This is a genomic window from Fusibacter ferrireducens (assembly GCF_015352425.1).
Lineage (GTDB): Bacteria > Bacillota > Clostridia > Peptostreptococcales > Acidaminobacteraceae > Fusibacter_A > Fusibacter_A ferrireducens.
On record NZ_JADKNH010000013.1, the window covers coordinates 125,635 to 139,345 of the forward strand.

General features: G+C 39.3%; 12 protein-coding genes. 1 reads left to right on the forward strand and 11 read right to left on the reverse strand.

Annotated elements, in window-relative coordinates; all coding sequences use genetic code 11:
• Window positions 1-96: 96 nt before the first annotated feature.
• The 9 genes from ISU02_RS18980 to ISU02_RS19020 form a co-directional block, all read right to left on the reverse strand.
• Entirely contained in the window at window positions 97-1,062 is a 966-nt protein-coding gene (locus ISU02_RS18980) for a dipeptidase (RefSeq protein WP_194703429.1), read from the reverse strand.
• Window positions 1,062-2,531, reverse strand: a complete 1,470-nt coding sequence (locus ISU02_RS18985) for a transglutaminase-like domain-containing protein (protein WP_194703430.1) — start codon at window positions 2,529-2,531, stop codon at window positions 1,062-1,064. The genes ISU02_RS18980 and ISU02_RS18985 overlap by 1 nt, the downstream gene beginning before the upstream one ends.
• A 62-nt stretch (window positions 2,532-2,593) precedes the next feature.
• Entirely contained in the window at window positions 2,594-3,577 is a 984-nt protein-coding gene (locus ISU02_RS18990; protein WP_194703431.1) for a C39 family peptidase, read from the reverse strand.
• Between the two features lie 11 nt (window positions 3,578-3,588).
• Window positions 3,589-4,539, reverse strand: a complete 951-nt coding sequence (locus tag ISU02_RS18995; protein WP_194703432.1) for an ATP-binding cassette domain-containing protein — start codon at window positions 4,537-4,539, stop codon at window positions 3,589-3,591.
• On the reverse strand, window positions 4,536-5,561 hold the full coding sequence (locus ISU02_RS19000; RefSeq protein ID WP_194703440.1) for an ABC transporter ATP-binding protein: 1,026 nt from the start codon (window positions 5,559-5,561) through the stop codon (window positions 4,536-4,538). The genes ISU02_RS18995 and ISU02_RS19000 overlap by 4 nt, the downstream gene beginning before the upstream one ends.
• Window positions 5,562-5,638: 77 nt before the next feature.
• Window positions 5,639-6,604 carry an ABC transporter permease gene (locus ISU02_RS19005; protein WP_194703433.1) on the reverse strand — a complete coding sequence of 322 codons (966 nt, stop codon included), beginning with the start codon at window positions 6,602-6,604 and terminating at the stop codon, window positions 5,639-5,641.
• On the reverse strand, window positions 6,604-7,548 hold the full coding sequence (locus tag ISU02_RS19010) for an ABC transporter permease (protein ID WP_194703434.1): 945 nt from the start codon (window positions 7,546-7,548) through the stop codon (window positions 6,604-6,606). The genes ISU02_RS19005 and ISU02_RS19010 overlap by 1 nt, the downstream gene beginning before the upstream one ends.
• A 163-nt stretch (window positions 7,549-7,711) precedes the next feature.
• The gene (locus tag ISU02_RS19015; protein ID WP_194703435.1) at window positions 7,712-9,631 is read right to left on the reverse strand and encodes a peptide ABC transporter substrate-binding protein; all 1,920 of its coding nucleotides are present in this window, start codon (window positions 9,629-9,631) and stop codon (window positions 7,712-7,714) included.
• Window positions 9,632-9,953: 322 nt separating this feature from the next.
• Window positions 9,954-11,792, reverse strand: coding sequence for a sigma-54 interaction domain-containing protein (locus ISU02_RS19020; protein WP_194703436.1), 1,839 nt, complete (start codon window positions 11,790-11,792; stop codon window positions 9,954-9,956).
• Window positions 11,793-12,011: 219 nt separating this feature from the next.
• On the opposite strand from ISU02_RS19020, the gene ISU02_RS19025 reads away from it, so the two are divergent.
• A complete protein-coding gene (locus ISU02_RS19025; protein ID WP_194703437.1) occupies window positions 12,012-12,953 on the forward strand; it encodes a S66 peptidase family protein in 942 nt (313 codons plus the stop codon).
• Window positions 12,954-13,084: 131 nt separating this feature from the next.
• Here the strand turns inward: ISU02_RS19025 and ISU02_RS19030 are convergent, their stop codons facing one another.
• Together ISU02_RS19030 and ISU02_RS19035 are read right to left on the reverse strand one after the other, a co-directional pair.
• On the reverse strand, window positions 13,085-13,345 hold the full coding sequence (locus tag ISU02_RS19030) for a Txe/YoeB family addiction module toxin (protein WP_194703438.1): 261 nt from the start codon (window positions 13,343-13,345) through the stop codon (window positions 13,085-13,087).
• Window positions 13,346-13,594 (reverse strand): type II toxin-antitoxin system Phd/YefM family antitoxin, encoded by a 249-nt coding sequence (locus ISU02_RS19035; protein WP_194703439.1) that lies wholly within the window; start codon window positions 13,592-13,594, stop codon window positions 13,346-13,348.
• Window positions 13,595-13,711: the final 117 nt, after the last annotated feature.

The window sequence follows — 13,711 nt, forward strand, 5'->3', positions numbered from 1 at the left end:
CATCCCCCGCTTTCACGTCTCATTCCCCCCTAACAGACTTGTGTAACAAGTCTTTTTTTTATGCAATTCATGCACTAATTACAAGCACATCTGATCTTACAAATTTTTTAATAAACGTTCAAAATTGCCATGAGCAATTTGAGCTAGTGATTGTTCAGAATACCCCATCGATTTGAGTTTTGAAAAGAGTGCCGGCACTTTAAGGGTGCTTTCCAAACCATTGAGAACATCAAGTGATGCTACATTTTTCGTCTTGTCTTCCTTATCCCAGTCCAGATAGTCACAAAAATCAAAACCACAGCCCACATGTTCAATGCCAATTTTACTGACCAAGTAATCCACTTGATTGGCAAGACCTTCCAAACTCCTATCTTTACTCACAAATGCCGGATAACTATTTACCCCAACGACACCTCCGGTTTCTTTAATGGCTTTAAGCTGTGAATCCGTTAAATTTCTCGGATGATCCCAAAGGGTTTTTGCATTGGAGTGCGATGCAATAACAGGACGTGAACACTTGCCCATGATGTCCCAAAAGGTGCGTTCATTGGCGTGAGATACATCTACAATCATTTTAAGATTTTCCATCTTTTTAATCGCTTGTTTTCCAAGAGCTGTCAACCCTCTATCTGCACTGCCTTTAATGCCGGTGGCAAGGATATTTTCCTCATTCCACGTGAGCGAGGCATGTCGCGCACCAATGGCATAGAGTTCATCCAGTAGTGAAAGCGATTCATTCATATAACTCAATCCTTCAAGTCCAATCACTGCACCTATGACATCTCTTTCCAAGGCTTGCTCATAATCTTCATAGGATTTGACAATCTGTAAAATTTCACGACTTTCTTTAATTTCAGCTTTCATTGCCTTTACGATAACTTTTAGCCGTTCCACAGGATTTTCTGTAAAAGGCGGATCAATCCAAATGACAAAGATGCCACTTTTCACATTACCCTTTAAATGATTTTCCAAGTGATAAGTTTCAAAGACATGTGTTTCACCAGCAAGTCTTTTTTGGGCAACGTGTGTCCAAATGTCTTCATGTGCATCAAAAACTCTCATTACTCTACCTCTCTTATTGCCACTAATTGTGTATATGCTCTATAATCATCTGCATAGAGTCCTTCCAAATTTGTTTCCGCTTCTCCAACTTGATTGTCATAGGGATCATCCCTCACATAAATTTTAGGAAATTCAAAGGCCTCTTGAAAATCAAAGTTGCTCATCATGCGATAGGGGTCTAAGTTGCCAAAATAGAAATGACATTTTGCCATTAAACCCTTTCTATAAGCATGCCCTCCATAAGAAACATCCGCAAAACACCAACCATAGGGTTCAATATAAAAAGCTGACCAATCATGCATACCGCAGTCGCCTTCAGGTGAAATTGCAAGACCGGATGCAAAAGTTGCAGGTACACCGACAATTCTGAGCAGTGTGATAAACAGTAACGATTGCACACCACAATCCCCAATCATATTCAGTGCTCCATACTCAGGAATATTGAGTAGCATTCTATAAGGGACCATAAATCTGTAGCGTATATGCTGTGTTATGTAATCGTATATGCGCTTTGCTTTAATCAGGGGATGCTTTTCTTGCCCTACAATTTCATGTGCCAAATCCACAAGAAGTGGCGTAAACAATATATGAGGGCTTTTCTCTTTTAAAAACACTTCTTGGGCCTCTTTTTCCAACGTCCCATACAAATTCACTTGAGTTGCATCCCAAAACGCATCCGTCATCTCATCTGTATTTTCTTGTTCAAGCCTCTCTGCAATTTCATAAATCGGTCTGTAAGCCATATGCGTTAAAAATTTATATTGAATCTCAAAGACATCTTCTCCTTTACGGCCTTCAAAATAAACCACACGCTGAAGCGCCTCTTCGCTGGCAATCTGATAATTTGAGTTTGAAGCATTCAGCATTTTTACGGATCTCGTAAAATGCGCTTTTCGGGGAAAAGGCAGGTAAAATCGTGTTGCAACCTCTATTTCCGGAATCGCTTGTTTTTTTATCCCGTTAGAATTTAACGCAAGTCCCGCCCTAATCGTCATTTCCACCGCCATTTCACCAGTAGACTTCATTTTTCCAATTGCATGCCCTAAGGCTTCTTGTTCTCTCAATCTCTCTTGTGCTGGCTTGTAACCCTGTAGATTCAAACGTTCTTCAATATTAGGGTTCTGATTTAGCAGGGTCTTAGCTGCTCTTATATGGTATTTTTTTTCACCTTCTATCATATGCCAGAGCAAATAACCTTCTGCTTCAAAAATATCTAATTCAGCTAAATCAAGTCCTACGATGTAAGGTGAAAGCGCCTCAAAGAGATCACTTTTAGTATGCACAAATGTTTGCTCTATTAAAGCCATCGTCATTAACTCATGCGCCAGCCTCTGTTTGAGTATCGAGGGAATTTTCAATGTCATATGTTTTTGAATGGCCATCCTCGCCTGATTAAAGGCACCCATCTTCACGAGATTTTCAATATGTTCAGGACATTTGACACGTAAATACTCTAAATTCATATCCATTACACCTCCTAACAAGCTCAATCCAAAGCACAATACGCGCTTTAATGGATCTGTTCTTCAAATCATCGCTTAATGACATAGACAATGCCATTCCATACATTTAAAAATTCTTCAACCAAGTAAACTCTTGGTACTTTATCTGATGTACTTGCAGCCGGATCATTCACTCTAAAATAGTACTTTCCATCTTTATAAAAAAGGCCCGTTATTACCACTAAGTGACCACTTGGATAAGTTTGATAGACACCATGCAACGCCTCTAACTCTTTGACTTTTATGGAAGCAATTAACGGAATCCCTTCTTTCAAATAAAGGCTGATTTCGTGCAAGTTTTCTAAGCGTTCAACATAGGATTTAAATCCTCTTTCATTGGCATAAGCCACATTATAAGACCAATTCCCATAAATACCGGTTCCGTTGTCCATAACACCTTTTGCCGTATCCGTGATTTGCTTTTCAAGCCCATAGTAAGCCATAACCATGGCCACACAGGTTGGACTGCAAATTTTATTGCCGATTTCCGGAATATCAAGCTGTGAATAAGCTTGAACTTTTAGAGAGATATCCACAGTTTGATCCACAAAAGGGGCTTTATCACTACTCTCATAGGGTTTAAAAGCAATATAATAATTTTCAAATAGCGGTGTCGGTATTTCAACATCCTTTCTAAAAAGTTCTACTCTGACTGCACAAGCATCTGCATGACCTCTATTCACAAGTAACAAATCGACATCCAATGTCGCCAATATGTCCTTCTGACCGCTAAAGCTTCCTGTGTTGTTCCCTTGATCACTCCACTTGCCATAGCTAAACCAAGAGGACCATCGGCCTTCAGTCCTGATTTTGATCCAGATTTCAACAGATGTATTTTCATGTGTTTTAGAGCACCATGACATGACGAGACTCGTAAAGGGTGTAACTTCAATCACTTCTGATTCGTATATGCCATGATTTTGATGATCCTCAAGGAGCAACTGATGTGCCTCTAATTTCAAATGTTCACATGTGCCTTTTGATAAATTTCCTACTAACAGATTTTTCCCCATTAGTATCCTCCTCACCTATTATTTAGAACCTTTCCATCTAGGGCTTTTTTATAGCGCTCAAATTCTTCATCACTCGCCAAAACCCAATGTTCAGGCCTAATTTCCATCCATTTTGGAGCCTCTACTTCATAATGGTGCATACTTTTATCATATTTCTCAAATTGACGATTCTTTTCTGTCTTTGGATCTGGCATGGAGATAGCTGATAAAAGGCCCTTGGTATAAGGGTGCACTGCATTTTGATAGAGCTCTTCCGTTTCTGCAAGTTCAACGATTTGCCCTTTGTGTATAACTGCAACTCTGTCGCTTATAAAGCGCACCACAGATAAATCATGGGCAATGAAAAGATAGGTTAATCCCAATGTGCTTTTAAGATCGTTCATCAGATTGATCACCTGAGCTCTTATGGACACATCCAGTGCCGATATGGGTTCATCCGCAATGATGAGTTCAGGTTTCATCACCAGCGTCCTTGCAATACCAATCCGTTGCCTTTGACCACCTGAAAATTCATGTGGAAAACGACTTGCAAACTCTGGTAAAAGACCTACACTGAGCAACGCCTTTTCGACTTTTCGCTTTCGATCCGACTCATCATCATAGAGTTTCGTATTGTAGAGCCCTTCCGATACGATATAATCCACTTTAGCACGTTCATTGAGCGATGCCATTGGATCTTGAAAGATCATCTGAATGTTTTTGATAACTTCTCTATCCAGTTTCTTATCAATTTTACCATTAATTTTTTGACCCTTAAAGTAAATATCTCCTGAGTCTGTTTCATTAATACGCATAATTGCTCGACCAATGGTGGTTTTACCTGATCCAGATTCACCCACTAGGCCAAAGGTCTCTCCTTTGTAGATATTAAAATTGACACCATCAACAGCTACAAATCTATTTTTTCGTTTTCCAAAGGCGACGGTTAAGTCTTTAACTTCAAGTAATTTCTCTCGCTTCATTTGGCACTCCTTTCATTTAGGAGTTCAATTATTTTGGGTTTATCCACTTTAGGCGCCCTTTCATCCATGAGCCAAGTCTTGGCATAATGTGTTTCAGAAATTTTAAAATAAGGTGGTCGCTTCACAAAGTCTATTTTCAATGCCTTTTCATTACGAAAAGCAAATGCGTCACCTTCCACCTTCTTAAAGAGATTGGGAGGTGTCCCCTTGATAGCGTAGAGTGGTTCACCCTTGATGCCGAGTTGAGGTAGAGATGCCAAAAGCGCTGATGTATAAGGATGTCTCGGGTCATAGAAAATCTCCTCAGAGAGACCGATTTCCACAATATCACCTGCATACATAACTGCAACTCTATCTGCCACATGTGCCACCACACCAAGATCGTGTGTAATGTAGATCACTGTAAGTCCGTATTTACTTTGAAGTTCTCCGATAAGTTCCATAATCTGCGCTTGAATAGTCACGTCCAACGCCGTGGTAGGTTCGTCACATATGAGTATTTCAGGCTTACAAGCAACGGCTATGGCGATTACCACACGTTGGCGCATACCGCCAGAAAACTCAAATGGATATTGATTATAGCGCTTTCGAGGTGCATCTATCCCCACATTTTCAAGGATATCATAGACCGCATTTGTGGCCTCACGCCCCTTTAACCCTTGATGCTTTACAACGGCTTCTCTCACTTGCTTGCCGATGGTTTTAAGCGGATTTAAACTCGTCATGGGATCTTGAAATACCATGGCAATTTCCTTGCCTCTAATTTTGAGCCAATCTTTCTCTTTTTTAAATTGAGCAAGGTCATACGTCTTATATTGAATCGTCCCAGAGTCCACCCAGCCATTGGCATCTAAGAGCCCCATTAGCGATTTAGTAAAGACAGATTTACCCGATCCGGATTCTCCTACAATCGCTAAGCTCTCCCCTTTATAGAGTGAAAGAGAAGCCTCTCTTATGGCAGATAGCGATCTGCCCCTCAGATTGAATTTCACCACGAGATTTTCTATGGTCAAAATAGGCATTGCCTTTTTAATTTGATCTGGAAGATGTTTTTCATCTTGTTTAATCATTTCGTCTGAATTCATAGCACCCTCCTTTTCTATACATGATTTCTTGGATCAGCTGCATCTGCAAAGGCATTGCCCATCACATAAAATGCAATGGTAATCAACGAGATGACAATTGCAGGGAAAAACAGTTGATACCTAAGAGATTCACTCATCATCAGCAATCTGCCTTCATTCACCAGATTTCCAAGAGATGGAATGTCCACAGGAAGGCCTAATCCAATATAAGTTAAAAAGACTTCAAGTCCAATCGCCGTTGGAATTGCAAGTGCCATTCTAAGCATGATAACGGAAACCAAATAAGGCACTAGATTCTTGGTAATAATTCTACGAATTGGCGTGCCCAGACATCTCGACGCCAAATTGTACTCTCGATCCCTCAAAATGACAATAAGATTCCTAACCAGTAATGTCATACTCAACCAACTGGTAATGCTCATGGCAAAGATCAGCGTAAAGATACCTGGTCGCATGATATAAGTAAGCAAAATTAAGACAATCGTTGTGGGAATATTATTCCATACATTGTAAATCTCTGTGATCACGCGATCTAATTTTCTCATGTAACCCCACATGGCACCAATAACAATGCCCACGATGACTTCAAATAACCCCACCATAAAACCAATAATGAGAGAAGTTCTCGTCCCACTCCAGATTCTAGACCACAAATCCTGTCCAATGGAATTCGTTCCGAACCAAAACTCACTATTGGGTGCCACATTTCTATACTGCATATTCGTCACAGGATCATTATAAATTTTTGTTGGCAATTTCTGATTGGGGAGTAGCGGTTGTATAAAAGTAAACGCCAGCAAGAGCACGATCACCATGAGTAAGAATACCGCCACCTTGTTTTTAAAAAACACTTGGATCGTCGACTGCCAATAGGAATAATTGGAATACCCGATTTCTTCACTGGCAGATTGATTGTACTCAGCAAAGGTAAAAAGCGTATCATCGATGTCTTCTGCTATGTGTTTCATTCTTTGAGTCATTATCTGCCACCTCCCTGTGTTTCAAACTTAATTCTCGGATCAAAAAAGGCCATGAGTACATCACCCATTAAAAGTCCAAATATACTGATTGCTGCATAGATCAGAACCAGTGCCTGCACCAAAGGATTATCCTGCCTTTGAATGGATTCCACAAGCAAACTCCCAATACCTGGAATGGAATAAAGGGATTCTATATAAAGCGATCCACTGATGGCAAATAAGATGGAAGTCGGCAGATATTGAGCCATTGGCACAAAGGCATTTCGCATCACATGCTTAAACATGATTTCCTTCTGCCTCAACCCCTTAGCTTTTGCAAGTCTGATATAGTCCTTGTTGAGTTCGTCCACCATATACCGTCTCATCCACATGGCATACCCTGCCAAACTCACCAGCGACATGGACAGAAGCGGCAGAAAAAAACTTGCTTTTTCATCCACATCAAATAAAATGGGGAGTTTCAACCAGCTCGTCAGATAAAGTTGCAGAAAGAGATAGTAAACCGCAGAGGGCACTGCCCTGATAAAGACAATATAAAAAGTGCCCACACCGTCCATGAGCCGATCTTTATGCTGAGCCATGCTGATCCCCATCCAAAGTCCGAAAATAATGGCAATAAGAATAGAGCTGAGCCCAAGCCAGAGAGAATAAGGTATTTTCTTTGCAAGTATTTCTGTAACGGGTACTTTGGGCCTATAAGTAATGGAAGTCCCCAAATCTCCTTTTATGAGTCCTTTATAAAAATGAATGAGTTGAATATGCATTGGATCTCTAAGCCCCATGCCCTCCAAGATGGCTTCCCTTTGAATTTCGTCTAGTTTATCGTAGCTATCGCCAAAATAGCCTTCTTCTGGCATGAGTCTCATGAGCATAAAAACGATGGTCGTAACCGCAAATAAAGTTATAAATGATCTGAAGATCCGCTTAAGAATATATTTAAGCATGATTTTCTCCTTCCTAAGATGATAGAAAAGGGATGCGCCTTAAAGATTTCCTCTAGGACTGCACCCCTTAAAATGCCTTAATGTCTGCATCCAATTTAAACGGAACTAATAGCTTGAGTTTCTAACGTTAAACGACATGCATGTCGAACAACACTCTATACTATTATTGAACTTTTTTAAGCGCCGCCTCACGCTCTGCTTGCCATTTGATCAAGCTTTCATTGTACGCTTCACTGTTCATTGGCACTGCCAATATATGTTGCAATTTATATCTTTCGGAAGAGACACCAAATGGAGAGTACATCGCTTCAAATGGATCTAATTTTGAAGAGATATAGCCACCGCCACCAAGTGCATAAGGAATTACAAATGCTTTGTCTATTAAATAAGCTTCTGCTTCAGCAAACAATTCATAACGTTTAGAGATATCCACACGCTCTGCTTTCGCCGCGTTCACAAGTGCTTCATATACTTCATAGAGATTGTTGCCATCTTGATCGGTCTCTGTACAATATTCAGGGAAGTTATAGTTTGAGCCTCTTGAAAACGGATCTGTATAAGTTTCTGGATCTGCATAATCTGGTCCCCAGTTTACTTCCATTAAAGAGTAGTTTCCTGCTCGTCTCGTGGCATTTAAGTAGCCTGTTGGTGGATATGGCGAAAGATAAACTTCTATGAAATCATCACCCAGCACGCCTTGAATTTGTTGTTGAATGACTTGAGCTCTATTCGTTGCATCCGATGAACCTGAGTTGTAAGGCATATAGAGTTTCACTGGAAAAGTCGCTTTGCCATCAAGTTCTTTCATGGCTTGTTCTTTGTATTTCACGGCTTCTTCTGCACTGAATGAATCCTTGTCCACAAAACCAGCAAGATCAGAGATCATGACGTAATCCTTACCGTCAATTGAAGTGAAATTCTTAGGTGTAATTGTGCTTGATAATCTCTTTTCCGGATTATATGGCTCTGAAGTCAACATAGCTGCTCTTCTATCAAGCGCGTGGAATAGAGCCTTTCTAAAGCTCGTGTTATTCACGGCAATCTTCCAATTGTCCGGTTCAAATGCGGCTTCAAAAGTTGGATCAAAGTTAAGTGTGAAGAAATAAGTGTAGAAACTCGTTGTTGCAGGTCTAAACAAATCTTTCTTCTCACTGTCGTTCATCCATTCATCTATGGATGAAGACGGAATTTCAACAGCGGATATTTCACCTCTCAAATAGAGTTCTGTGGAAAGTGCATCCGCTTCTTTGTTGTATTTAAATGTTAATTTTTCAATGTGAACATTGTCTTTATCCCAATAATTTTCATTTTTTGTGAGCACGCGTTTTGTCTGTGGCTCAAATGTAGAAAGGATGTAAGGCCCATTGTAGAGCAATCTTGTGTTATCCGTTCCAAAACGGTCCCCCGTCTCTTCTAAAAACGCCCCATTAACTGGGAAGAAACACACATAAGTCAACATGGAAAGAAAATAAGGCGTCGGTTTAGATAAGGTGTATTCAAGTGTATGAGCATCAATTGCTTTCACACCCACTTGATCAAAATCAGTGATTTTCCCCTCATAATAATCTTGCGCATTTTTTATAACATCATAAGCAATTTGTGCTGTTTTCGATTCATTGACTGGATTCATGATGAATTTCATAGAATCTACGAAATCTTGCGCTGTTACATCGGCAACTGCGTTGCCTTCGTTGTCATACCATTTGACACCTTCTCTGATTTTAAAAGTCCACACGAGACCATCATCAGATACAGACCACTCTGTTGCAAGTGAAGGCTTTTCCACACCATATTGATCGTATTCAATCAACGTGTCTATAAAATTCGCCGCAACACCAAATTCATTTGTTGAAGCAGTGGTTAAGTAATTTAACGTGGTTACCTCGCCAGAATATACCGCTTTATATTCCTGTACTTCATCATACTTTGTATCTTCTTTTACGACGACTGTGTCCCCAGACGACGCTGTATTATTGGATGGTGATTCCGTTGGTGATACTTCAGCTGGTGTTGTCTCTTGTTTAGAGCCACAACCCGAAAGCACAAGCACCATCACAAGCATAAGTGCTATCATTTTTTTCATTTAGCATTCCCCCTTTTAAATTTCTTCGTTTAAATTCATTCGTTTTAAATGCTCTTGATAGATACATTTGTCTTTTTTCGCACCACAAATGTATTTTAAGTAAAACCTCGCTTATATCGTAGTGCAAAAGTCATGCCAAATTTGAAGTTTTCTTTTATACTTTCCCATTTTATGCGTCAAAAGCATCTATCGTCGCACGTTAAGACTCAGCTTGCCCCTATACTCATTTTTATCTTTTCTACCTGCTCACGGCATATTTCATTTCTGATTTTATGACAAAAAAGAAACAAAATCCTGACAATAGGATTTAGTGATCCCTATATCAGGATTTTGAAATATCGTATTTCTTAAGTTTTTCATAGTAAACGGATCTTGAAAGTCCCAACATTTCATAAGTTTCTTTATGTCTGAACTCATTTCTTTCAAGAGCCTCTAAAATCATCTGTTTCTCAATTTCTTGAAGTTGCTCTTTCATGTTAAGTGGTTTGGTTTCACGCTTTACATTTATCGTTATACATTCAGATTCAATAATATCAGCGTCTGATATGTTCATGGCCCGTTCAATGACATTTTCCAGCTCTCTTACGTTTCCTGGCCAGTCATAGGATACCATCTTATCCAGTGCTTCACCTGAGAAGTCTTTTACGGGAATTCCAATCTCCTCTGAAAGTTTCTCCATAATATTTCGAATCAATGGATATAAATCTGTTTTCCGATCTCTGAGTGGCGGCATTTCTATGGGAAAAACATTAATTCTATAATATAGATCTTCCCTGAACCTCCGCTCTGAGATCGCCTCCTCCAGATTCACATTTGTCGCTGCAATAACTCTAACATTCACATGCGTCGGTTGAAGTGCGCCCACTTTATAAAAACTTTTATGCTGAAGCACATGAAGCAACTTGCTCTGAACATCCAGTGGCAGTTCCCCAATTTCATCTAAAAATATCGTGCCTCCTGAGGCCAGTTCAAAAAAACCTTTTTTACCCGTTCTTTCAGCACCTGTAAAAGCGCCTTTTTCATAGCCAAAGAGCTCACTTTCAAAGAGTGTATTGGGGATTGCAGTGCAATTCACACTGATAAATGGCTTGGATTTACCGCCTTGAAGCTTATGAATCTCCTTTGCAATCAAAGACTTGCCAGTACCGCTTTCACCTGTGATGAGAATCGTAGATCTCGATTTAGAGGCCTTGTAGGCAAGATGCATGACGTGCTGCATGGGCTGACTTGAACCAATGATTTTTTCGAACATTTCGTGGACGCCATCTCTTGCTTCTGTCAGTAGGGATTCATTTGCCATTTCCATTTTCATGAGAATTTCATTTCGCTTCATCATTAAAACTTCCAGATTAGAAACGTCCACAATCTTAAGCACTACACCTTCCGGCGCGTTAGATTTTCCTATTGGCTGAAGTGTACAGAGTGTAGGCCTTTTATTGATTTGATAAAACGCCTTGTCAAAGAACCCACCCTTGCCATTTAAGCTGTCATAAATTTTGCTTAAGAGTTCATTATATTCAAAAATATCTCCTATTTTCTTGTTGAGCACTTCATAGGATTCCTCATTGGGCACTTTGCTTCTAAATTTTTTTTGACTCAGCAAATCCCGGATCGTTTCTTTACGAATGGTATAACCTCTAGCTTGGTGAAACTTTAGAGCACCTGTTTTGCCATCAATGACCACCATGTGTCCAACAGCATGTGTATAATGCATAATATAGGATACATGATCGATGACAATTTCCATACTCTTCCCGACAACATCTATATTAACTTCTATAAAATAGCCCTCAAAAACGCCTGAATGCTTCAATTTTCGATTGATGGCCTTGTTGCGCCAATTTTTAACAATCCCTTTGCAATGATCATCTCCATAGATCCCCACAGCTATGAAGGCATCTCCAAGTTTAAGATCGTTGTAGGGTAAATTCAGGACATTTAAGTCCTCAACTGTCAAATTGCCATCGTCATAACCCATTCTATTATCGGCAATCACTACGAGATCACCTTTCTCAATCCGGCCTTCAGGATGAACACTTGTCCTTTGAAAAACAACACCTGTGATTTCCTTGGCAACCTGGTTGTAAGCTTTAACGATGCCTTCTTTATCTATATAAATAAAGCCTTCATCAATTTCGTCTAACAATCTAGTTGTATCCATGCATATGCCTCCCTAAACAATCATGCCCTTTCAAAATATCAACCCAAGTGATATGATGATGATAAGATCATGTATTCAATCCATCTCTTTATTTACTCATTGACAGAATTATACCATAATGAAGTTGACAATTGACACTAAATTTCCTTTAACACATCTTTACGGTTGTTTGAAAATTTATAGACTTAGAATTGTAATTTATATTCAAAGGAGGTTCTTATGCAATATCCAAATCCTTTAAAAAAAGGAGATAAAGTCGCTATATTATGTCCTTCAACACCCACTTTTGAAGTACGTGTTCAAAAAGCTGAAAAAGCCATGAAGGCATTTGGATTTAATCCAGTTATGTATCCATCTTGCTATGCCTATCATGGTCATCTTTCAGGCTCAGATGCTCTTAGAGCAAAAGATATTAATGATGCTTTTCTCGATGACGATATTAAGGGAATCATATGCCTCAAAGGCGGCTCTGGCGCCACACGCTTGCTCAATCTACTCGACTACGAACAAATCAAGATGCATCCTAAAGTATTTGTGGGCTTTAGCGATATCACTGCACTTCATATGGTTCTCAATCAAAAATGTGACTTGGCGACATTTCATGGACCAATGGCGACTTCAAATGTCTTCATTGATGAGGATCATGCTTGTTATCAAGATGCCTATACACTGGAGAGCTTTCGTGTGAATTTAATGACTTCTGGCTTTAAAGGCATCCTAAAAAATCCATTGGGAGAAGATTTTATGACACTTGTTCCAGGCAGTTGTGTCGGCGAACTCATCGGTGGAAATCTTTCACTGCTCGTCTCCACTTTAGGATCGCCCTATGAAATAGATACCAAGGGCAAGGTGCTCTTTATTGAAGAAGTCAGTGAACCCAATTACAAAATAGATAAAATGCTTACGGCTCTTGCACTGGCAGGTAAATTCGACGATTGCGAAGGCATTATTCTAGGCACTTTTAGTGAATGTGCACCTGAAGATAAAGGTTATGGGGGCACGGATTTAGATCTTGATACGATTTTTGAAGAAGTGCTCGTCCCTTTTGGCAAACCCATTTTAGCCAATCTGAGGGCTGGTCATAATTTCCCTCAACCAACACTTGCGTTTGGTCATACGATCTATTTTAATGCAACAGAACAAATTATCGAGTTTAAATAAAATTCAGGTTTAAATTCATATTCACATAGTAAAACAGCCCTCTAATCATCCTTTCAGTTCCCGATCCTCGCTACGCTGTGGAGGAACCTGAAGGATGATTAGAGGGCTGTTTTAATTGTGAGCACACTTTTTTATTCATAGTGTGTCCACATTCTGATAATCTTAATGATTTTTTTATCCTCATCTATACTGTAAATAAGTCTATGCTGAATATTAATTCTTCTTGAGTATGCGCCATTTAAATCACCAACAAGTTTTTCATATGAAGGTGGTACCGCATAAGGATTGGTCTTAATCAACTCAATTAAATTTTTTGCTCTTTTTGTTAAGCCTACAGATTTCAGTTTTTCAATATCTTTTTGAGCCTTCTTAGTAAATACGACTTTGTACATTTACCATTCTACCTCATCTTCTTCCAAACATTCTTCAATAGGTGTATTTAAACCCTCTACAATACTATTTTTAACTTCAGGTATATTGGATAAATATAAAGTTTCGAGAAGTCCATTATAATCTTCTTCACTAAGAATTATTGCATTTCCATCCTTAGTATTTATATTCACAACTTCATTGAATTTAATCGTTTGGCTCAAAATATTGTAGATATTTTTTCTGAAATTTGTGACACTTGTAGTAATCATAATAACCTCCATTCCGCCGCTACCGCTGGCGGCACAAATAGTAATGAAAAAATGGTGTGCGGTTTTCACCATTCTGATATTATTAGACTAAGGAGAAGATTACACTACAAAGCACGG

Excerpts from the sequence above, each read along its gene's own strand:
- ISU02_RS18980 (WP_194703429.1), bottom strand. The coding sequence starts at position 1,062 with ATGAGAGTTTTTGATGCACATGAAGACATTTGGACACACGTTGCCCAA.
- ISU02_RS18985 (WP_194703430.1), bottom strand. The coding sequence starts at position 2,531 with ATGGATATGAATTTAGAGTATTTACGTGTCAAATGTCCTGAACATATT.
- ISU02_RS18995 (WP_194703432.1), bottom strand. The coding sequence starts at position 4,539 with ATGAAGCGAGAGAAATTACTTGAAGTTAAAGACTTAACCGTCGCCTTT.
- ISU02_RS19015 (WP_194703435.1), bottom strand. The coding sequence starts at position 9,631 with ATGAAAAAAATGATAGCACTTATGCTTGTGATGGTGCTTGTGCTTTCG.
- ISU02_RS19000 (WP_194703440.1), bottom strand. The coding sequence starts at position 5,561 with ATGCCTATTTTGACCATAGAAAATCTCGTGGTGAAATTCAATCTGAGG.
- ISU02_RS19005 (WP_194703433.1), bottom strand. The coding sequence starts at position 6,604 with ATGACTCAAAGAATGAAACACATAGCAGAAGACATCGATGATACGCTT.
- ISU02_RS19020 (WP_194703436.1), bottom strand. The coding sequence starts at position 11,792 with ATGGATACAACTAGATTGTTAGACGAAATTGATGAAGGCTTTATTTAT.
- ISU02_RS19035 (WP_194703439.1), bottom strand. The coding sequence starts at position 13,594 with ATGATTACTACAAGTGTCACAAATTTCAGAAAAAATATCTACAATATT.
- ISU02_RS19010 (WP_194703434.1), bottom strand. The coding sequence starts at position 7,548 with ATGCTTAAATATATTCTTAAGCGGATCTTCAGATCATTTATAACTTTA.
- ISU02_RS19030 (WP_194703438.1), bottom strand. The coding sequence starts at position 13,345 with ATGTACAAAGTCGTATTTACTAAGAAGGCTCAAAAAGATATTGAAAAA.
- ISU02_RS19025 (WP_194703437.1), top strand. The coding sequence starts at position 12,012 with ATGCAATATCCAAATCCTTTAAAAAAAGGAGATAAAGTCGCTATATTA.
- ISU02_RS18990 (WP_194703431.1), bottom strand. The coding sequence starts at position 3,577 with ATGGGGAAAAATCTGTTAGTAGGAAATTTATCAAAAGGCACATGTGAA.